The sequence below is a fragment of the Janthinobacterium lividum genome, from assembly GCF_011601275.1.
Taxonomy (GTDB): domain Bacteria; phylum Pseudomonadota; class Gammaproteobacteria; order Burkholderiales; family Burkholderiaceae_D; genus Janthinobacterium; species Janthinobacterium lividum_E.
Map to the genome: position 1 here is coordinate 1 of NZ_JAAOLY010000001.1, position 18,721 is coordinate 18,721.

20 protein-coding genes are annotated in these 18,721 nt (G+C 61.9%); 5 read left to right on the forward strand and 15 right to left on the reverse strand.

Annotated features, from left to right (window positions below):
* Window positions 1–421: 421 nt before the first annotated feature.
* Complete coding sequence (gene rapZ / locus GYK42_RS00005) at window positions 422–1,285, forward strand: RNase adapter RapZ (protein WP_046681712.1); 864 nt, start codon at window positions 422–424, stop codon at window positions 1,283–1,285.
* Here rapZ and GYK42_RS00010 read toward each other — a convergent pair whose 3' ends face one another.
* The 8 genes from GYK42_RS00010 to GYK42_RS00045 all read right to left on the reverse strand — a co-directional run bounded on the left by GYK42_RS00010 (window position 1,286) and on the right by GYK42_RS00045 (window position 7,984).
* On the reverse strand, window positions 1,286–2,371 hold the full coding sequence (locus tag GYK42_RS00010) for an enoyl-CoA hydratase/isomerase family protein (RefSeq protein WP_166445883.1): 1,086 nt from the start codon (window positions 2,369–2,371) through the stop codon (window positions 1,286–1,288). It abuts the gene before it with no gap.
* Between the two features lie 135 nt (window positions 2,372–2,506).
* Complete coding sequence (gene hpf, locus GYK42_RS00015; RefSeq protein ID WP_034753331.1) at window positions 2,507–2,869, reverse strand: ribosome hibernation-promoting factor, HPF/YfiA family; 363 nt, start codon at window positions 2,867–2,869, stop codon at window positions 2,507–2,509.
* Window positions 2,870–2,938: 69 nt separating this feature from the next.
* Complete coding sequence (locus GYK42_RS00020; RefSeq protein WP_166445884.1) at window positions 2,939–4,417, reverse strand: RNA polymerase factor sigma-54; 1,479 nt, start codon at window positions 4,415–4,417, stop codon at window positions 2,939–2,941.
* Window positions 4,418–4,421: 4 nt separating this feature from the next.
* Window positions 4,422–5,177, reverse strand: coding sequence for an LPS export ABC transporter ATP-binding protein (gene lptB, locus GYK42_RS00025; RefSeq protein ID WP_034753325.1), 756 nt, complete (start codon window positions 5,175–5,177; stop codon window positions 4,422–4,424).
* Complete coding sequence (gene lptA / locus GYK42_RS00030; protein WP_046681709.1) at window positions 5,177–5,758, reverse strand: lipopolysaccharide transport periplasmic protein LptA; 582 nt, start codon at window positions 5,756–5,758, stop codon at window positions 5,177–5,179. The genes lptB and lptA overlap by 1 nt, the downstream gene beginning before the upstream one ends.
* Window positions 5,759–5,783: 25 nt before the next feature.
* Window positions 5,784–6,398: an LPS export ABC transporter periplasmic protein LptC gene (lptC, locus tag GYK42_RS00035; RefSeq protein WP_240943346.1), complete on the reverse strand. Its 615-nt coding sequence runs from the start codon at window positions 6,396–6,398 to the stop codon at window positions 5,784–5,786.
* A gap of 42 nt (window positions 6,399–6,440) precedes the next feature.
* Complete coding sequence (locus GYK42_RS00040) at window positions 6,441–6,974, reverse strand: KdsC family phosphatase (protein WP_034753317.1); 534 nt, start codon at window positions 6,972–6,974, stop codon at window positions 6,441–6,443.
* Entirely contained in the window at window positions 6,974–7,984 is a 1,011-nt protein-coding gene (locus GYK42_RS00045; protein ID WP_082127485.1) for a KpsF/GutQ family sugar-phosphate isomerase, read from the reverse strand. The genes GYK42_RS00040 and GYK42_RS00045 overlap by 1 nt, the downstream gene beginning before the upstream one ends.
* 108 nt (window positions 7,985–8,092) lie before the next feature.
* Between GYK42_RS00045 and GYK42_RS00050 the strand changes: the two genes are divergently transcribed.
* Window positions 8,093–10,072, forward strand: coding sequence for a monovalent cation:proton antiporter family protein (locus GYK42_RS00050; RefSeq protein WP_166445885.1), 1,980 nt, complete (start codon window positions 8,093–8,095; stop codon window positions 10,070–10,072).
* On the opposite strand, the gene GYK42_RS00055 is transcribed toward GYK42_RS00050, so the two are convergent.
* The 3 genes from GYK42_RS00055 to GYK42_RS00065 form a co-directional block, all read right to left on the reverse strand.
* Window positions 10,073–11,230: a GGDEF domain-containing protein gene (locus GYK42_RS00055; protein ID WP_166445886.1), complete on the reverse strand. Its 1,158-nt coding sequence runs from the start codon at window positions 11,228–11,230 to the stop codon at window positions 10,073–10,075.
* 34 nt (window positions 11,231–11,264) lie between these two features.
* Complete coding sequence (locus GYK42_RS00060; protein WP_166445887.1) at window positions 11,265–12,116, reverse strand: MOSC domain-containing protein; 852 nt, start codon at window positions 12,114–12,116, stop codon at window positions 11,265–11,267.
* Between the two features lie 127 nt (window positions 12,117–12,243).
* Window positions 12,244–13,338 (reverse strand): type II asparaginase, encoded by a 1,095-nt coding sequence (locus GYK42_RS00065; RefSeq protein ID WP_046681703.1) that lies wholly within the window; start codon window positions 13,336–13,338, stop codon window positions 12,244–12,246.
* A gap of 133 nt (window positions 13,339–13,471) precedes the next feature.
* Here GYK42_RS00065 and GYK42_RS00070 point away from each other — a divergent pair, with 133 nt between their 5' ends.
* Both GYK42_RS00070 and GYK42_RS00075 read left to right on the forward strand, forming a co-directional pair.
* Complete coding sequence (locus GYK42_RS00070) at window positions 13,472–13,864, forward strand: hypothetical protein (protein WP_166445888.1); 393 nt, start codon at window positions 13,472–13,474, stop codon at window positions 13,862–13,864.
* Window positions 13,861–14,697: a MipA/OmpV family protein gene (locus GYK42_RS00075; RefSeq protein ID WP_166445889.1), complete on the forward strand. Its 837-nt coding sequence runs from the start codon at window positions 13,861–13,863 to the stop codon at window positions 14,695–14,697. The genes GYK42_RS00070 and GYK42_RS00075 overlap by 4 nt, the downstream gene beginning before the upstream one ends.
* A gap of 111 nt (window positions 14,698–14,808) precedes the next feature.
* Here the strand turns inward: GYK42_RS00075 and ychF are convergent, their stop codons facing one another.
* The 3 genes from ychF to GYK42_RS00090 form a co-directional block, all read right to left on the reverse strand.
* Window positions 14,809–15,900: a redox-regulated ATPase YchF gene (gene ychF, locus GYK42_RS00080; protein WP_034753282.1), complete on the reverse strand. Its 1,092-nt coding sequence runs from the start codon at window positions 15,898–15,900 to the stop codon at window positions 14,809–14,811.
* Window positions 15,901–16,054: 154 nt separating this feature from the next.
* On the reverse strand, window positions 16,055–16,288 hold the full coding sequence (locus GYK42_RS00085) for a helix-turn-helix domain-containing protein (protein WP_166445890.1): 234 nt from the start codon (window positions 16,286–16,288) through the stop codon (window positions 16,055–16,057).
* On the reverse strand, window positions 16,288–16,863 hold the full coding sequence (locus GYK42_RS00090; protein ID WP_166445891.1) for a hypothetical protein: 576 nt from the start codon (window positions 16,861–16,863) through the stop codon (window positions 16,288–16,290). Before GYK42_RS00090 ends, GYK42_RS00085 begins: the two co-directional genes overlap by 1 nt.
* Window positions 16,864–16,986: 123 nt before the next feature.
* On the opposite strand from GYK42_RS00090, the gene GYK42_RS00095 reads away from it, so the two are divergent.
* The gene (locus GYK42_RS00095) at window positions 16,987–18,084 is read left to right on the forward strand and encodes a serine hydrolase domain-containing protein (protein ID WP_166445892.1); all 1,098 of its coding nucleotides are present in this window, start codon (window positions 16,987–16,989) and stop codon (window positions 18,082–18,084) included.
* Here GYK42_RS00095 and pth read toward each other — a convergent pair whose 3' ends face one another.
* Entirely contained in the window at window positions 18,085–18,669 is a 585-nt protein-coding gene (gene pth, locus GYK42_RS00100) for an aminoacyl-tRNA hydrolase (protein ID WP_166445893.1), read from the reverse strand. It abuts the gene before it with no gap.
* Between the last annotated feature and the right edge of the window lie 52 nt (window positions 18,670–18,721).

Below are 18,721 nucleotides of genomic sequence, written 5' to 3' on the forward strand. Positions count from 1 at the left end.
GAATTCCCTGCTGCACCAACGACTCGCCATGAGTGGCGATTAATGTTGCCAAGGAGTTCGCCCTTGCAAGGGCGAACCGTTACGCAGGCACGCAGCGGTGCTGCGTGAATTCCCTGCTGCACCAACGACTCGCCATGAGTGGCGATTAATGTTGCCAAGGAGTTCGCCCTTGCAAGGGCGAACCGTTACGCAGGCACGCAGCGGTGCTGCGTGAATTCCCTGCTGCACCAACGGCTCGCAATGGGCGGGGATTAGCAACGTAGGTCGGATTAGCGGGGCCGCCGAGGCGGGGCAACGCCCCGCGTAATCCGACGACATTGTTGACGTGTGCAGCAAAGAAATACCACAGTCTAAATTGCAATAATTTGTAAAGATAATTGCCTTGGGAGCAGAGCGCCGATCTTTATTGTATGATCGGGCTATGCATATCGTCCTTATCACCGGAATATCCGGCTCCGGTAAATCCGTCGCGCTCAATGTGCTGGAAGATACCGGCTACTATTGTGTCGACAACCTGCCACCGGCCTTGCTGCCCAGCCTGGTGCAAACCCTGCTCGACGAAGGCACACCGCAATTGGCCGTCGCCGTCGATGCGCGCAGCGCCGAGTCGCTCGTCAGCTTGCCGCACAATGTGGCGCTGCTGCGCGACCAGGGGCACGACGTCAAGGTCATGTTTTTGACGGCCACCACGCATTCGCTGGTGGCGCGCTTCTCGGAAACGCGCCGCAGCCATCCGCTGTCGCACGAATTGCGTCCGAACCAGAATCCGGCCAGCCGCCGCACCCTGATCGAATGCATCTCGGAAGAACGCGAACGCCTGTCGGCCATCGAACAGCTGGGCCACGTGATCGACACCTCGGAACTGAGCGCCAACAAATTGCGCGCCTGGATCAAGGATATGATCGCCTCCGAACGCGCGCCGCTGACCCTGTTCTTCGAATCGTTCGCCTTCAAGCTGGGCGTGCCGCTGGACGCCGATTTCGTCTTCGACGTGCGGGCCTTGCCCAATCCCTATTATGACCTGGCCCTGCGCCCGCTCGACGGCCGCGACGCGCCCGTGATCGCCTTTCTCGACGCGCAGCCAAGCGCGCTGGAACTGCTGGCCGACATCCGCACCTTCATCGAAAAATGGTTACCGTCATTCAAGTCCGACAACCGCAGCTACCTGACGGTGGCGCTCGGTTGCACGGGAGGCCAGCACCGCTCCGTGTACATGGCGGAACGGCTGGCGCAATACTTCGGCCCGAATGAACGGGTCGTGCTGCGCCACCGCGAACGTAGCTAGTTAATTCAGGTGGCGCAGCGGATGCGCTGACGCCGGCCAGACGGGGGCAAAGAAGCGCGCCACCATGGCCGCGTCGACCTCGTCCAGGCTTGATGGATTCCAGCGCGGCGCATTGTCCTTGTCGACCACCAGCGCGCGCACGCCCTCGAGCACTTCGCCATGCTCGAAATTGTGGCGCACTACCGTGCGCTCCAGACGCAGACAATCGGCCACGCCCAAGTGAGCCCCCCGCTGCAGCAATTCCAGGGTCACCGACATCATCAAGGGCGAGCGCAGGCGCATGGCCGCCAAAGCCTTGCTGGCGAACACGCTGTCGTCCTGCGCCAGCGAGGCCATGATGGCCGCCACCGAATCCGCACCGAAATGGCGGTCCAGCGCCACGCGCGCCGCCGCCAGCGAGGAAACACCTGCCTGTGCCTGGAACGGCGCCGCCAGCGCCTTGATGGCCACCGGCAAGGCCTCGCCCGGCGTCGATTCGAACAGGGCCAGCAGCGCCCCCATCTGCGCCTCCGGCAGGTAGACATCGGCCAGCCCCGTGTACAGGGCGTCGGCCGCATTGATCGTCAAGCCCGTCAAACCCAGGTACAGGCCCAGCTGGCCTGCCAGGCGGGACAGGAAATAACTGCCGCCCACGTCGGGAAACAAACCGATATTGACTTCCGGCATGGCCATGCGCGTGCGGCCCGTGACGATGCGCAGGCGGTTGCCCGGCCCGGCTTGTGCCACGCCCATGCCGCCGCCCATCACCACGCCATCCATCACGGCGATATACGGTTTCGGATAGAAATGAATCAAATGATTTAAAGCGTATTCTTCCGTAAAGAAATCTTCCAGCAAGGCGCTGCCGCCTTGCGGCGTGGCCAGGCCCGCATCGTAAAAGAAACGGATGTCGCCGCCGGCGCACAGGGCCTTGTCGCTGCTCGAACGGATCACCACGGCGTCCACCTGCGGGTCGTCGCGCCACGCCAGCAGGGCCGCGCTCAGGGCGCGCACCATCTCCAGCGACAGGGAATTCAAGGCTTTCGGGCGGTCGAGCACGATGTGCCCCGTGCGGTTGCGGATGGAGGTCTGGACGAAGTCGCTCATGGCAGGCAGGAAAGAAGTGAAAGTGCAAACATTCTATCCCCTGCGCGGGGAACATTGCGTTCAAAAGGTACGGGCGCAAAAAAGGGCGCAAGATGTGCGCCCTTAGTTGATCACAACTGCTGGAAGCGGGTGGCCTTAAACGGCGACGACGGCGTCTTCCTCGGAGTTGTCTGGCAGATGCTTGATCGCCTCTTTACCGTGCCCTTGCACTTTGGTTTTGTATTTCATCACTTGCCTATCGAGCTTGTCGATCAGGGCATCGATTGCGGCATACAGGTCTTGGGCCAGGCTTTCCACATAGACGGTTTTGCCACTTAAACGCAGGTTGACTTCGGCCTTTTGACGTTTTTCTTTCTCTTTGAGGTTATCCACGGTCAGAATCACGGCGATATCGATAACTTGATCGAAATGACGTTTCACGCGTTCCAGCTTCGTTTGTACGTATTCACGGATGGCTGGTGTCACTTCGAGATGATGTCCGCTGATGGTGAGATTCATACACACTCCTAAAGATGATCGGGTTCGTGCGGTCCATCCTATCCGGCCCGCAGAGGAACCGAAAAAAACTTACAAACACTTACGCAGGCTCACTGGCGGAATTTTCAACGCTTCCCGGTATTTGGCAACAGTACGTCGCGCAATCACCATGCCTTGTTCCCCCAGCATGTCCGCAATCTTACTGTCGGATAAAGGATTTTTAGGGTCTTCTGCTCCTGTCAGTTGCACGATCAATGCCCGTATCGCCGTCGATGACGCTTCCCCCCCCGCTTCGGTGGCGACGTGGCTACCAAAGAAATATTTCAACTCGAACATGCCGTGCGGGGTCAGCATGTACTTTTGAGTTGTTACCCGCGAGATAGTACTCTCGTGTAAACCCAGTGTATCAGCTATTTCACGGAGCACAAGGGGGCGCATGGCAACGGCCCCATGCGAGAAAAAGTTCTTTTGTCTTTCTACTATCGCCTGTGCCACGCGCAGGATCGTGTCGAAGCGCTGGCGCATATTCTTGATCAGCCACTTGGCTTCCTGCAACTGTGCGCCCATGGCGCCCTCGCCCTTGCCCTGCTTGAGCAGGTTGGCATACATGGCGTTGACGCGCAGGCGCGGCATCACATCGTTGTTCAGGGTGACTTGCCAGCCATTGCGCGCGCGCTTGACGACGACGTCGGGCACCACGTAATCGGACACGTCCGAGGCGAACACGGCGCCCGGATGCGGATTGCACTGGCGAATCACTGTCTGCGCTTCGCGCAAGTCTTCATCGTCGCAATCGAGGGCTTTTTTCAGTTTGTTGAAATCGCGCTGGGCAAACCACGCCAGGTGCTTTTCCACGATGACGAGGGCCATGCGCCGCGTCACCATGGCGATGTGCGGCAAGCGCTTGATCTGCAGCGCCAGGCATTCGGACGCATTGCGCGCGCCCACGCCGGGCGGATCGAAACTTTGCAGCAGCGACAAGGCCGTGCGCATCTCGTCGGCGTCGATTTCCAGCTCTTCCGGCAAGCGCGCCAGGATGTCGTCGAGCGACTCTTCCAGGTAGCCATTGTCGTCGAGCGCGTCGATGATCAGCTCGACCAGCGCGCGGTCGCGCAATTCGAGCACCGTCACGCGCATCTGCTCCATCAGGTGTTCGCGCAGGGTGCAGTGATGGGCTTCCAGTTGCGGACGGGAATCTTCGTCGTCGGGCGCCTTGCCCCGGCTCGCCTCGTTCCAGTCGCTGTCGCCGCCATCGGCCGCAGCCGGACTGTCGCCCGCCTCGCCGTCAAAGGTTTCCGCTTCGGCCGGCGCCGCGGTCGCTTCCTGGCCTGGCGGCTGGGGCGGCGCTTCGGCCGGCGCGGCCGTGGAACTCAAGGCGCCGTCGGACAGCAGGCGCAGCGAACGGTCGAGCGGATCGTCGAGGCGCTCGAGCAGGGGATTGTCCGTCAGCAGTTGCTCGAGCTCCTGGTGCAATTCCAGGGTAGACAATTGCAACAGGCGTATCGATTGCTGCAACTGCGGCGTCAGTGCCAGGTGCTGCGAAGTGCGCAGCTGCAATGATTGTTTCATTGGCTTACATGCGGAAGTGTTCGCCCAGATAGACCCGGCGTACCGACTCGTTCGCGATGATGTCGTCGGGGCGTCCCGACGCCAGTACCGAGCCTTGGTTGATGATATAGGCACGGTCGCAAATACCCAGCGTCTCGCGCACATTATGATCGGTGATCAGCACGCCGATATTGCGCTCCTTCAAGAAGCGCACGATGCGCTGGATCTCGATCACGGCGATCGGATCGACGCCGGCAAACGGCTCGTCGAGCAGCACGAAACGGGGATCGGTGGCCAGCGCGCGGGCGATTTCCACGCGGCGGCGCTCGCCGCCCGACAGGGACAGGGCCTGGTTCTCACGCAACTTTTCAATCTGCAAGTCAGCCAGCAGTTTGTCCAGGCGCTCCTCGATCTCGGCCTTTTTCAGGGGGCGGCCTTCGACGGTCTGGATTTCCAGCACGGCGCGGATATTGTCTTCCACCGTCAGCTTGCGGAAGACGGACGCTTCCTGCGGCAGATAGGACAGGCCCATCTGCGCGCGGCGGTGGATCGGCAGGCTGGAAATGTCCACGCCGCTGATATCGATGCTGCCGCCATCCGACGGCACCAGGCCGACGATCATGTAGAACGAGGTGGTCTTGCCGGCGCCGTTCGGGCCCAGCAAACCCACGACTTCGCCGCATTCGACTTGCAGCGAAACATCATGCACGACTTGCCGCTTGCCATAGGTTTTTTGCAGACCGCGAACGATCAGGGTACTGCCGCAACGAGTATTATCCATTATTTCTTTCCTGGCGCAGGCGTGGCCGGCGCTTTCTCCGCCGCCGGCGCCTTGGTCTTCGGCTGGATCACCATGCGCACGCTGCCGCCATCGGGGGTGCTGGTGCCGCTGTTGGAGTTTTCCATCGCAAACACTTCCTTGCGGCTGTCATACGAGATGAAGGCGCCATTGGCCACGTCGGTCACTTTCGTGCCTTCCAGACGCGTCAGCTTGGCCCGGGAAAACAGTTTCACCACTTCCGTCTTGTTGTCGTATTCCACGCGCTCCGCTTCGCCTTCGACCCACAGGTCGCCCGCGCCATCGCGCTTCTGGCGGAAGGTGGCCAGCTTGCCGGGATCGGCCCAGAAGGTGATGAACTGGTAGCCTTGCGGGTCTTCCGTGATCAGGGCCCGGCCCGCCTTCATGGTTAGGGTGCCTTTCACCAGCACGACGTCGCCCGTCAGGGTACGCACCTGCTTGACGTCATCGACGTGGCCGCTGCGTGCCGTGATGACGGCTTCCTTCTCGGAATCGGCCTTCTCGGCATGCGCCACGCCCATGATGGCCAGCGAAAATACGGTCAACAGCAAGATGTTCTTCATAGTATGGTTTCCTTGTTTCATTCTGTCATTTTGCCGCCGCGGCCGGGCGCGGTTTCGGCGGGAGGACCATGCGCAGCGCATTCTGCACTTCCACCTCGCCGGTGGCGTTATTGGCTTTCATGCCGATGCCATTGAGGCGCGAGGTGCCCGTCAGGATATCGACAGGCACGTCCGTTTCCATTCTTTCCTCGTCCGGAAACACCGTCAGCGCCTCCGTCTTGACCGTCAGGTTCTGCGCCTTCGGACTTGCCACGCGGTCGATCACGACCTTGCGGTGCAGTTGCAACCGGGTATTGTCCTGGTCGATATGCGCCAGTTCCGCGTTCATGTTCAACGGCGGCATGCCGGGCGTGAGCTTGCGCACGAAGGGCTGGTCGATATCGGACGAATCGTCGGCCGGATAATGCGTAAGCTTGGTGCCCGATACGATATAGCTGGGCTTACCCGTCAAATCCATGCGCACCAGGCTGAAATTGGTGATGAAATAGTCAGGCTCATCAAGATGCTTGCTGGCCTTGATGTCCTGGCTGTTCTTGTTCATCACTTCGAGCAGCCAAAAGCTGCCCAGCGCGACAACAACCGCGCCCAGCACGGTAAAAATCATGCGCCAGCGATGGGCGCCTCCTCCTGGCTTACGCATAGGGCTTCACTCTTTTAAATATCATTGGCGGCAAGGCGCGCCTCACTCCAGGAACGGCGCCATGACGCGCGCATAGTTGTCCTGGGCGCGCAGCAGGAATTCGCAGATTTCGCGCACGGCACCGCGGCCGCCGCCGGCCTGCGTCACATGGTGCGCCAAGTCCTGCGCTTCCGGGCGCCCGCCCGGCACGCTGACGGCAAAGCCCACGCGTTTCAGGATGGGCGCATCGATGACGTCGTCGCCGATATAGCCGCATTGCTCTTCCGTCAAGCCCGTCAGCGCCAGCAGTTCGCGAAACGGCGTCAGCTTGTCGTGGCCACCCTGGTGCACATGGGTAATGCCCAGGTCTTGCGCGCGGCGCGCCGTAATGGCCGAGCGGCGCGCGCTGATGATGGCCGTCTGCACGCCCGATTCCTGCAGCAGCTTGATGCCCAGGCCATCATACACATTAAACGTTTTCATCATCTCGCCGTCGGGGCCGAAATGCAGGCTGCCGTCGGTGAGCACGCCATCGACGTCAAAGATCATCAGTTTGACCTTGGCCGCCCGCGCCAGGTTGTCCGCTACGCTCTCCATCAGATCACCTTCGCTTGCGTCAGATCATGGATATGCAGCGCGCCCACCAGCTTGCCGTCGGCATCGACGACCAGCATCTGGTTGATGCGGAACTGCTCCATCACGGCCACGGCATCGACGGCCAGGCGTTCGGGCGCGATGCTACGCGGCTGCGCATGCATGACGTCGCGGATCGCCACTTGCGTGAAATCTTGCACGCGCTCGAACATGCGGCGCAAGTCGCCATCCGTAAACACGCCCACGGGGCGGTTGTCCGCATCGACGACGGCCGTCATGCCCATGCCCTTCTTCGTCATTTCTTCCAGCGCCTGCAGCAGGGATGCCTGCACGGGTACCTTCGGCACCCGTTCGCCGCTGCGCATGACGTCATGCACGTGCGTGAGCAGGCGGCGGCCCAGGGCGCCGCCCGGGTGCGAGCGGGCAAAATCTTCTTCCTTGAAGCCGCGCAAGTCGAGCAAGGCCACGGCGATCGCGTCGCCCAGGGCCAGTGTGACGGTGGTGCTGGCCGTCGGCGCCAGGTTCAGCGGACAGGCTTCTTTTTCAACAGAAATATCCAGGTGCACGTCGGCCAGCTGCGCCAGGCTGGAATTCGGCTTGCCCGTCATGGAAATCAGTACGCCGCCCATGCGCTTGACGACGGGCATGATGGCCATCAGTTCGGACGACTCGCCCGAGTACGATATGGCAATAAAAGCATCGTCCGAGGTAACCATGCCCAGGTCGCCATGGGCCGCTTCGGCCGGATGCACGAACAGGGCCGGCGTGCCGGTGGAAGCGAGGGTGGCGGCAATCTTGCGCGCGATATGGCCGGACTTGCCGATGCCGGAGACGACGACTCTTCCTTTGCATTGCAGCAACAGCGCCACGGCGCGGCCCACGCTGTCGTCCGTGGCCAGGCGCGCGTGCAGCGCAACGATGGCGTCGGACTCGATCTGCAAGGTGGTGCGGGCCAGCGCGACAGCGCGCTCGGTCGTCGCTTGCATGTCAATTCGATCAAAAGCTTTCAGCATTGTTTTTTCATGGGTTACACTCATGCCCAAAGTATAAACGAATTAGGAAAGCAAAAAACTTGCCAGTCACAACAAACAACGATTTCCATTGACCGTACCGGGCAACCCATGTTTTCCTCGCTTGAACTGACCCTGATGTTACTCGGCAGCGCCGTACTGGGCGTGGTCGCTTTCAGAATGTTGCATTTGCCGCCCATGCTGGGCTACCTGGCCGTTGGCATCGTCATCGGCCCCCATGCGCTGGGCCTGGCGGCGGAAAACGAGGCCAGCCACACCTTGGCCGAGTTCGGCGTCGTCTTCCTGATGTTTTCCATCGGGCTCGAATTTTCTCTGCCCAAGTTCCTCGCCATGCGGCGCATCGTCTTCGGCCTTGGCATGGCGCAGGTGGTCACCACCATCATCGCCACCGTCTTCTTCGGCTGGCTCGTCGGACATTACCTGTCCGCCTACATCCACCTGAGCTGGCAAGCCGCGTTCGCCCTGGGCGGCGCGCTGGCCATGTCGTCGACGGCCATCGTCTCGAAAATGCTCACGGAGCGGCTGGAACTCGAAAGCGAACACGGCCGCAAGATCATCGGCATTTTGCTGTTCCAGGATCTGGCCGTCGTGCCCCTGCTGATCCTCATTCCCGCCCTCACGCGCGATTCGGACAACCTGGCCGAAACCCTGGCCTGGGCCGGCGGCAAGGCCCTGGTGGTACTCATTTTGCTGCTGTTCATCGGCCAGAAGATGGTGCGCGGCTGGCTGACCATCGTCGCCAAGCGCCGCTCGCAAGAATTGTTCATGCTTAACCTGCTCCTGATTACCCTGGGCGCGGCGTGGATCACGGAACGGGCCGGGCTGTCGCTGGCCCTGGGGGCGTTTGTTGCCGGCATGCTCATTTCCGAGACGGAATTCAAGCACCAGGTGGAAGAGGATATCAAGCCCTTCCGCGACGTGCTGCTGGGCCTGTTCTTCATCACGGTCGGCATGCTGCTCAATATCCGCGTGGTGTTTGAGAACTGGTGGCTGGTGCTGCTCTTGCTGTGCGGCCCCGTGCTGCTGAAATTTGCCCTGATCGCGGGCCTGGCACGGCTGTTCGGCTCCAGCAACGGCGTGGCCCTGCGCACGGGGCTGGGACTGGCCCAGGCGGGCGAGTTTGGCTTCGTGCTGCTGAACCTGGCTGGCGGCATCAAGCTGATGGACCCGTTCGTCGTGCAGGTGGTGCTGGCCTCGATGGTGCTGTCGATGCTGGTGGCGCCCTTCCTCATCGCCAAGTCGGACGCCATCGTCATGAAACTGGCGGCCAACGACTGGATGATGCAATCGTTGGCGCTGACCAAGATCGCCACGCGTACCATGGCGTCGCAGAAACACGTGCTGATCGCCGGCTTCGGACGCAGCGGACAAAGCCTGGCTACCCTGCTGGCGGAAGAAAAGATCGAATACCACGCGTTGGACCTGGACCCGGAACGGGTGCAGGAGGCGCAGCTGGCCGGCGCCCACGTGTCGTATGGCGACGCGGGCCGGCGCGAAAGCCTGGTGGCGGCCGGCATCTACCGGGCCAGCGCCGTGGTGATTACTTATGCGAATACGCCGTCGGCACTGAAGTTATTGCATCTGCTTAATGAAATGGCACCAACCTTGCCCGTCATCGTGCGCAGCCACGACGATACCGACCTCGACCAGTTGAAAAAGGCGGGCGCGGCCGAAGTGGTGCCGGAATTGATGGAAGGCAGTTTGATGCTCGCTTCGCACGCCTTGATCATGATGGGTGTGCCCCTGCGCCGCGTGGTGCACCGCGTGCAGGCGGCGCGCGAGGAACGCTATGCCTCGCTGCGCGGCTATTTCCATGGCTCCAGCGACGCGGGCGACGATGCCGAACTGGAACGCCTGCATACGGTCACCGTCAGCGAAGGCGCGCATTGCGTGGACTTGCCCTTGAGTGCGATCGACGTGGCCGGCTGCGGCGCCTTTGTGACGGCCATCCGCCGCGGCCGCGGCCGCCTCGACGTCACGCCCGAGACGCAACTGGCCAGCGGCGACGTGGTGGTGTTGCGCGGCACGGCCGACGCCGTGGCCAAAGCAGAAACTTTACTATTGAAATAATTAACCGGGCTGCGCCTGCCAGCTGACGACCTTGTTGCGGCCATCGGCCTTGGCCTGGTACAGGGCCTGGTCGGCATGCGCCACCAATTGCTGCGCCACCGTTTCAATCGGCAGCAGCGCCGCGTCCGCTTCCAGGCTGGCCACGCCGATCGACACGCTGACCCACGCCTGCGCGCTGCCAGGCAGATCAAACATGGTGCCGGCAATGCTGGCGCGGATGCGTTCGGCAACGAAGGTCGCGCTGTCGAGGTTGGCGTCGATCAGCAGCACGACGAATTCCTCGCCGCCGAAACGGCCCAGCGCATCGGAGCGGCGCAATTCCGTGCGGATGCGCGTGGCCACTTCGCGCAGCACTTCATCGCCGCCCTGGTGGCCATGCGTGTCATTGACCAATTTAAAATGGTCGATGTCAATATACATGCATGAGATGCAATAATTCTGGCGCCGCGCGCGCGCGATCTCTTCCAGCAGGCGGCGGTCGATATAACGGCGGTTGTAGACGCCCGTCAAGGAATCGGTCAAGCCGATGTATTTGAGCATTTCATTGCTGATCACGTTTTCCAGGCAAATAGCGATGATGGAGGCCATGTGCTTGATGAAATCCGTGCCCAGCGCGGGCGTAAAGCGTGTCACGTCGCTGCTGGCCAGGTTCAGGCTGCCAATCAGGCGCTTGTTACGCAGCAAGGGCACCAGCGCCACGCTGCGCAGCGCATCGATCTGCGGAAAACGGGGGCCATGCACGGCCGCATCGAAGGCACCGAGCAGCGGCATCGGCGGCAAGGCCGCTTCGCTCTCGGCAACGGGCTTTGGTGCGGCAAAACCCAGCTCCGCCACGGTATGCACGAACAGCAACTGCGGGAAGGCGCTGAAATCGACGCCCAGCTTTTCCATCACCAGCACGATATCGTCATCCTCGTCGAGCAGGCTCAAGGTGACGCCATCGAGGTCGGAAATCACGGGCAAGGTGCGGAAGATGGTGCCGATCAGTTCGGGAAACGTGGACGCGCTGACGATTTCCAGGTCGAACGCCTGGTGGCGGCACATGATGTCGTGGTTGCGTTCAACCTGTTCCAACAGGAAAGCCATGCGCGCGCGCAAGGCCTGGTTTTCGGCTTCGAGGCTGGCAATGCGCGGGTCCGGCGGTATTGCTTGATTCATAGAAACCTTAAACCCTTGTATGCGGGCGCCATGCTTAAAATGCCAGTTCGAAACCGATGTCCTGCCCCACCACGATACGCTCATCGCCGCCTTCGGTGACGATGGCGTTCATGCCGAAGCAGATGGCGCCATCGAGCTCGGGCTTGGCGCGATAGCCATGCATGACGTCGAGCGGGTCCGGTCCGGATACGCCCGTGGCCTGATCCACTGACGGGATCGGGCAGCGCGAACATGGCTTGACGGGTTTCAAGGTGGTCGCGCCAAATTGCAGAAAGTCGGCGTAGTCTTCCTCGAAGGCGCCGATGTCGCCAATGACGAGGTTGGGACGGAAGCGGTTCATCGGCAGCGCTTCACGGCCGGCGGCGCGCAGCTTGTCATTCACGTCATCGAGCGAGGCATTGCCCGCGATCAGCACCGGATAACCATCGGCAAACATGGTCTCGGCAGCCACGCCATTGGTCCATTTGGTACTGGTGGCGCGCACCACGTCCGGGTGAAAGCGCGCCAGGCGGCACGGCACGCCGATGGCCTGGGAAAACCAGGTGGCCGTCACCTCGTCGCAATCGTAGGCGCGCACGCTATCGTCCCACACCTGCACGTCCAGCATGGGCGAGTGTTGCGGATGCGGCAAGCCCAGTTCGATTTCCAGACGCAGCATGCCCGGCGCGCGCAATTCCAGGGTGGTGGTCTTGATGGATGGCACGATCAGCGCCATGCGCGGATGCTCGCGTTGGGTCAGGAAGCGGCCTTGCGCATCGACCACCATCCATTCGCGGTCGAATACGTGCTCGCTCATCAGCCCCGAGCGCGTCAGGACCGCCTCGCGCAAATGGATGCCGGCGCACGATTTGATCGGATACAGGATGATGTCGGACAGGATAGCCATGGACAGGGGAGAAGAACAGTGTGGCTGCTTCTGCCAGGAAATTATTCAGAAGCGAAGTATGGCAGCAAAGCGGGCAAGCGTAAATCGGCCAGGCTCAGCCGATGAGGCTGGCCTGGCGCGGTATTGATCAATACGTGTAGAAAATACGCTGGATTTCTTGCGTGCTGTTCGTTTTGGTCAAGGCCAGCATCAGCAGGATGCGGGCTTTTTGCGGGTTCAGGGTGTCGGACACGACACTGTCGAGTTCATCGTCGTTGGCTTCGCCATTGCGCGCCACGATGCCTTGACCGACTCGGCTCGAACGCACGATCAGCACGCCCTTCTGGCGCGCTTCCACCAGGGCCGGCTTCATTTGCGCGGCCACGCTGCCATCGCCCACGCCTGCGTGGATGATGCCCTTGGCGCCAGCGGCGATGAAGGCGTCGATGCCGACACGGTTCATGTTGGCGTAGCCGTAGACGATGTCCACTTGCGGCAGAGCATCGAGCTTGCTGATGTCAAATTCCGTTTCCAAGGTGTGCTTGCGCGTCGACTGGCGGTAGAAGAAAGGCTTGCTGCCCTGGATGTAGCCGAGCATGCCCAGTTCCGGCGACTTGAAGGTGTCGGTGGTCGAGGTGTTGGTTTTGGTCACTTCGCGCGCGGCGTTGATCTGGTCGTTCAAGGCCACCAGCACGCCCTTGCCCACGGCTTCCTTGCTACCGGCTAACAACACGGCGTTGTACAGGTTGATCGGGCCGTCAGCCGAGATGGCCGTCGACGGACGCATGGCGCCTACCACGACGACCGGCTTGTTGCTCTTCACGGTCAGGTTCAGGAAATACGCCGTTTCCTCGATGGTGTCGGTGCCGTGCGTGACGACCACGCCATCGACATCGTTCGAGGCCAGCAGCACGTTGATGCGCTTGGCCAGGGTCAGCCAGTGGCTGTTGCCCATGCTTTCACTGGCGATCTGGAATACTTGCTCGCCTTTTACGTTTGCCACTTTCTTCAATTCCGGCACGGCCGCGATCAGGCGCTCGACGCCCACGGTGGCCGAGGTGTAGCCGACGGTGGTGGTGCTGTCGGCACCGCTACCGGCGATGGTGCCGCCCGTGGCCAGGATCACCACGTTCGGCAATTTGACGGCCGCCTGCTGCGCGCGCGCCGGAGATGCGGCGATAAAGCCCATCAGCAAGGTAGCCAGCATCAGCTGTGCACAAGAATGGAATTTGCGTGAAAACATGGTGCTCCTGTTTGGTGATGTGTCAAAGATAACAAAGTCGTGTGCAAATTATATGTCATCAGTGCTACAAAAAACCCCAGATTCACGCGTATCGCGCAAACGTGCGCCCCTTCCCATGCGCTACAGTGGCGCCATGTCCACACTCCTGCCCATCCGGTCTTGCCTCGTCCTGCCGCTCATCTTGATGGCGCTGGGCGCCTGCTCCACGCAAATCGAACTGCGCACGGCGGCGCAGCAGGAACAGTTCGCGCGGGAAGCGGCCAGCCAGGGCGACTGGGCGCAAGCCATGCGCGACTACGCGGACGCGGCCGACAATGCCGAACTGGGCCATGGCGATCTCGCCTGGCAGGCGCGGCTGCACCACGAGGCGGGACGCGCCGCCAGCGCCGCCTGCCGCGACGACGCGGCCAAATTTCATTTCCGCCGCGCCATCGCGCTGGCAAAGAAAAGCGGTCAATCGAGCGCCCTCAGCGACAAGGCGCTGGAATCGCTGGCGGCAGGCAAACCTTGCGGAGTCCCTCGATGAACATCACGCGCACCCTGCTGGCCGCCTGCGCCCTGTTCGCCGCCACGGCGCCGGCGCGCGCCGCCGAAGCACCGCTGCCCTTATGGGAAGCGGGCGTGTTTGGCGGCACGGCCGTCACGCCCGCCTATCCCGGCGCCAGCGAGCGCTCGACGCGCAGCCTGGCCCTGCCCTATCTGATTTATCGCGGGAAAGTCTTGCGCGCCGACCGTTCGGGCGTGGGCGCGCGCCTGCTCGATACGGACCGCCTCGACTTCGATATCGGTTTTGCCCTGTCCTTGCCGGCCCGCTCCAGCGACGTGCCGGCCCGGCGCGGCATGCCCGACCTGGGTACCCTGGTGGAGTTCGGCCCGCGCCTGAAAATCAAGCTGGCCGAACCGACGCAGCACAGCCGCCTTGGGCTGGAACTACCGTTGCGCGCCGTCATCGAAGCGCGCGGCGGCCTGCGCCGCCAGGGCGCCACGTTCGAGCCGCGCCTCGTCTACGCGCTGCAAGGCGAACAGCAGGCATGGCATGTCGATGCCAGCGCCGGCGCCGTGCTGGGCAATGCCGCCATCAACGATTACTTGTATGGCGTCAGCCCCGCGTATGCCACCGGCCAGCGGCCCGCGTATGCGGCAAAAAGCGGGCTGATGCTCACGCGGCTGGGCCTCGGTGGTTCGTACCGGCTGCACCAGGACTGGCGCGCCTTTGCCTTTCTGCGCTACGACAACTACACGGGCGCCGCCAACCGCGCCAGCCCCCTACTGCGCCAGAACAGCGGCACCTCGGCCGGCATCGGGCTGATGTGGACGTGGCGGCGCTCGGACAGCCTGGCGCGGGGCCGTGAAAACTAGCGGCAGAGAATCGCCCGAGCGCAGACATGTTGGCCATGCGGGCAATAAAAAACCCTGCAAATCAATGACTTGCAGGGTTCGTGGCGGCTCCGTACGGGAGCGGGTCGGGATTTAGACGTTGAACAGGAAGTTCAGCACGTCGCCATCCTTGACCACGTATTCCTTGCCCTCGGCGCGCATCTTGCCCGCTTCCTTGGCGCCCGCTTCGCCCTTGTAGGCGATGAAGTCGTCATAGGCGATGGTTTGCGCGCGGATGAAGCCGCGTTCGAAGTCGGTGTGGATCACGCCGGCCGCTTGCGGCGCCGTGGCGCCCACGGGAACGGTCCACGCGCGTACTTCCTTCACGCCTGCCGTGAAGTAGGTTTGCAGGCCCAGCAGCTTGTAGCCGGCGCGGATCAGACGGTCCAGGCCTGGCTCTTCCATGCCCATGTCGGCCAGGAAAGCGCCCTTGTCGGCGTCGTCCAGGTCGGCGATTTCCGCTTCCAGCGCGGCGCAGATGGCGACGATGGGTGCGTTTTGCGATTGCGCATAGGCCGTCAACTGGTCCAGCAGCGGGTTGTCCGTAAAGCCCGAATCGGACACGTTGGCCACGAACATGGCCGGCTTGGCCGTGATCAGACACAGCGGCTTGATCAGTTCCATTTCGTCGGCGTCCAGACCCATGGCGCGCACGGGTTTCGCATCGTTCAGGTAAGGCATCATGCGTTCCATGATGGCCAGCAGCTTGGCCGCATCCTTGTCGCCCGAGCGGGCTTTCTTGTTTTCGCGGTGGATGGCTTTTTCCACGGTGCCCATGTCGGCCAGCGCCAGTTCGGTCTGGATGACTTCGATATCGTCGAGCGGGTTGATCTTGCCGGCCACGTGGATGACGTTGTCATCTTCGAAGCAGCGCACGACGTTGACGATGGCGTCCGTTTCGCGGATGTGCGACAGGAACTGGTTGCCCAGGCCCTCGCCCTTCGATGCACCAGCCACCAGGCCGGCGATGTCGACGAATTCCACGATGGCGTTGACCATGCGTTCCGGCTTGACGATGGCGGCCAGCGCATCCATACGCGGATCCGGCACTTCGACGACGCCGACGTTCGGCTCGATGGTGCAGAACGGATAGTTTTCAGCCGGGATGCCGGCTTTCGTCAGTGCATTGAACAGGGTGGACTTGCCGACGTTCGGCAAGCCGACGATACCGCATTGGAGACTCATGGAAAACCTTTAATTAATCAATATTGCCGGCAAGCGGCTGGTGCAAAAACGGCCTGTACAGGCGTTTTCTGGATAATCTTGCTGTATAAATGCTCGTAAGGGTCAATTGTACCTCTATGCACCCTACTCTTCAAAAAAACCGCCCTCTGTGCCGCTAACTGTCGCCATCCCCGTCGTCCGGCTGCGACGCATCAAATTCCAGGATGTCGCCGGGCTGGCATTCGAGCATCTCGCAAATTTTCGACAGGGTATCGAAACGCACGCCGCGCACCTTGCCCGATTTTAAGAGGGACAAATTCTGTTCCGTGATGCCGATGAAGGCCGCCAGTTCCTTCGATTTCACTTTTTTCCTGGCCAGTACCAGGTCGAGGCGCACGACGATAGCCATCAGATGAACCCGCTGTTTTCATCGGCCAGGCGCTGGCCTTCATGGAGGATTTGCGCCAGCGCAAAGAAGACGGAACACAGCAGCAAGGTCCACAGGTCGCCGCCCGTGATGTCGATGACCAGACGCAACTGGCCCGTTCCCTCTTCCAGCAAGCCAAACAGCATGCCGCGCACGGTCGGTTCGAGCAGAGTCAACACCGTTCCCAGTAGCAAGCCGCCGGCGAAACGGCGAAAGTGCCGCGCCACCTGCGGCGTAAAGAACACGCTTTGCTCGAACTGGCGCAAGACCGCGGCCAGCTGGCGCACGGCGTCGCCCAGCACGCACAAGGCCGGCAAGGCCAGCGCCAGACCCAGTCCCCGCTGCCACAAGGGCATGGCGGCCAGGCGCTCGAATGGCTGGCTCTGCAATTGCAGCAACAGTTCATACATGCCGGCGCCGCCCACGGCTCCCTGCACGGCAGGCGCGGGCGCCAGCCAGCCCAGCACCGTCAGCAGCAGGTACAGCAGAAAGAATCCCGAAACGCCGTAACGCACGCGCCGGCTCAGCGCCGCGGGCGCCGTCTGATTTTTTTTCATAGTTAAAAGAAAAGTATACGAAAGCGTCAAGTATTGCTAGAATAAATTATCGTAAAACAATAATTAAATCATGTTTTGCGACCATTTTAACATGTTCGCCCACTTTTATCGACTGGAGACACCATGAAAACCCTGCTTGCCTCGCTCGTTTGCAGCACCGCCTTTTTGCTCAGCGGGGGCGCCCGCGCCCATGACTTGAACACCATGCTGCAACAGGCGCTGGCCGACAAGAGCGTGCCGGCCATGGCAATACTCGTGATCCGCGACGGCAAGATCGATGCGCAGGCGCAAGCGGGTGTGCGCGCCAATGACGGCCACGACGCCGTACGCGCCGACGACGTGTGGAATATCGGCTCGGACGGCAAGGCCATGACGGTGACCATGATCGCGCGGCTGGTGGAACGGGGCGTGCTGTCATGGGATGCGCCACTGTCGAGCATGTTGCCCGCGCTGGCCGGCGGCATGCGCGCCGAGTACCGCGACGTCAACCTGATGGACCTGCTGTCGCACCGCGCCGGCCTGCCGCCCAATCCCGATGAGGCATGGATCGAATCCACCTACGCGGACACCCGCCCCTTGCCCCTGCTGCGCCAGGAATACGCGCAGCGCGCGCTGGCAGACGCTCCGGTGGTCCCGCCGCGCGGCGAATCGCACTACTCGAACAGCGGCGCCATGATCGCCGCCGCCATCGCGGAAAAGGCCACGGGCAAGACGTATGAAGAATTGATGCAAGCCGAAGTGTTCGGCCCGCTCGGCATGCAGGCCGCGTTCGGCCCCACCGTGCGCGGGCAAAACCTGGGGCACAAGGAAAACAAGCCGATTGCCGGCTTGCTGGCCAGCAATCCGTTGATGATGGCGCCCGATGGGGAGATTCACCTGAGCATGGCTGACTGGGCCAAGTTTGCACTCGATCAACTGCATGGCGAGCAAGGCAAGGGCAAGCTGCTGAAACAGGAAACGTATGTCTTGCTGCACACGGCGCAGGGCGACACAAATGCGGCGTTGGGCTGGGGCGTGATGCACTTCCCGCCGCAGGCGCCGCAGCGCGTGCTCACGCACCTGGGCTCGAACGGCTACTGGCACGCGCTGATCGCGCTGGCGCCCGGCAGCGGCGACGGCTTGCTGATCGCCGCCAACGCGGGTGAAGGCAGCAGCGCGCAAGCCAGCCAGCAGCAGATGGCGAAAACCATCATGGCCGGCTTCGGCAAGGCGGGGAAATAACTAGACGGTATGCAGCTTCATGGTGGCCGCTTCGAACTTGCCTTCGACGATCTGCGGCATCACCTGCAAGGATTTGTCGATGGCTTGCTCGATCAGTTCCTGGTCTTCGCGGCGCGGGCGGTGCAGCACGAAGTCGGCCACCTGCTGCTGCAGGCTCAGGGTGCGCGGGTGGCCGATGCCCAGGCGCAAGCGCCAGTAATCCTGCGTGCCCAGCGCGGCCGTGATGTCCTTCAAGCCATTGTGGCCGCCGGCCGAGCCGCCCTTTTTCAGGCGCGCGATGCCAGGCATCAGGTCGAGTTCGTCGTGCACGACGAGCACTTCATCGGCGGCGATCTTGAAGAAACGCGCCAGCGCGCCCACGGACTGGCCCGAGCGGTTCATGAAGGTCAGCGGTTCGAGCAGCCAGACTTCGTTGCCGCCGATGGAGGTCTTGGCCAGCATGGCGTTGTAGCGCGAATCGCGCTGCAAGCGCGTGCCGGGCAAGCTGTTGGCAAGATTGTCCACCAGCCAGAAGCCGGCATTGTGGCGGGTTTGTTCGTATTCGGGTCCCGGGTTGCCGAGGCCGACGATCAGGCGTATGGGCATGGCTGTGTCTGTAATGTAAAAGAAAGCATTATCGGTGAAAACAGGCAGAAAA

Coding starts and splice junctions, on each gene's coding strand:
- rapZ (WP_046681712.1), top strand. CDS start 422: ATGCATATCGTCCTTATCACCGGAATATCCGGCTCCGGTAAATCCGTC.
- GYK42_RS00010 (WP_166445883.1), bottom strand. CDS start 2,371: ATGAGCGACTTCGTCCAGACCTCCATCCGCAACCGCACGGGGCACATC.
- hpf (WP_034753331.1), bottom strand. CDS start 2,869: ATGAATCTCACCATCAGCGGACATCATCTCGAAGTGACACCAGCCATC.
- GYK42_RS00020 (WP_166445884.1), bottom strand. CDS start 4,417: ATGAAACAATCATTGCAGCTGCGCACTTCGCAGCACCTGGCACTGACG.
- lptB (WP_034753325.1), bottom strand. CDS start 5,177: ATGGATAATACTCGTTGCGGCAGTACCCTGATCGTTCGCGGTCTGCAA.
- lptA (WP_046681709.1), bottom strand. CDS start 5,758: ATGAAGAACATCTTGCTGTTGACCGTATTTTCGCTGGCCATCATGGGC.
- lptC (WP_240943346.1), bottom strand. CDS start 6,398: ATGCGTAAGCCAGGAGGAGGCGCCCATCGCTGGCGCATGATTTTTACC.
- GYK42_RS00040 (WP_034753317.1), bottom strand. CDS start 6,974: ATGGAGAGCGTAGCGGACAACCTGGCGCGGGCGGCCAAGGTCAAACTG.
- GYK42_RS00045 (WP_082127485.1), bottom strand. CDS start 7,984: ATGCTGAAAGCTTTTGATCGAATTGACATGCAAGCGACGACCGAGCGC.
- GYK42_RS00050 (WP_166445885.1), top strand. CDS start 8,093: ATGTTTTCCTCGCTTGAACTGACCCTGATGTTACTCGGCAGCGCCGTA.
- GYK42_RS00055 (WP_166445886.1), bottom strand. CDS start 11,230: ATGAATCAAGCAATACCGCCGGACCCGCGCATTGCCAGCCTCGAAGCC.
- GYK42_RS00060 (WP_166445887.1), bottom strand. CDS start 12,116: ATGGCTATCCTGTCCGACATCATCCTGTATCCGATCAAATCGTGCGCC.
- GYK42_RS00065 (WP_046681703.1), bottom strand. CDS start 13,338: ATGTTTTCACGCAAATTCCATTCTTGTGCACAGCTGATGCTGGCTACC.
- GYK42_RS00070 (WP_166445888.1), top strand. CDS start 13,472: ATGTCCACACTCCTGCCCATCCGGTCTTGCCTCGTCCTGCCGCTCATC.
- GYK42_RS00075 (WP_166445889.1), top strand. CDS start 13,861: ATGAACATCACGCGCACCCTGCTGGCCGCCTGCGCCCTGTTCGCCGCC.
- ychF (WP_034753282.1), bottom strand. CDS start 15,900: ATGAGTCTCCAATGCGGTATCGTCGGCTTGCCGAACGTCGGCAAGTCC.
- GYK42_RS00085 (WP_166445890.1), bottom strand. CDS start 16,288: ATGGCTATCGTCGTGCGCCTCGACCTGGTACTGGCCAGGAAAAAAGTG.
- GYK42_RS00090 (WP_166445891.1), bottom strand. CDS start 16,863: ATGAAAAAAAATCAGACGGCGCCCGCGGCGCTGAGCCGGCGCGTGCGT.
- GYK42_RS00095 (WP_166445892.1), top strand. CDS start 16,987: ATGAAAACCCTGCTTGCCTCGCTCGTTTGCAGCACCGCCTTTTTGCTC.
- pth (WP_166445893.1), bottom strand. CDS start 18,669: ATGCCCATACGCCTGATCGTCGGCCTCGGCAACCCGGGACCCGAATAC.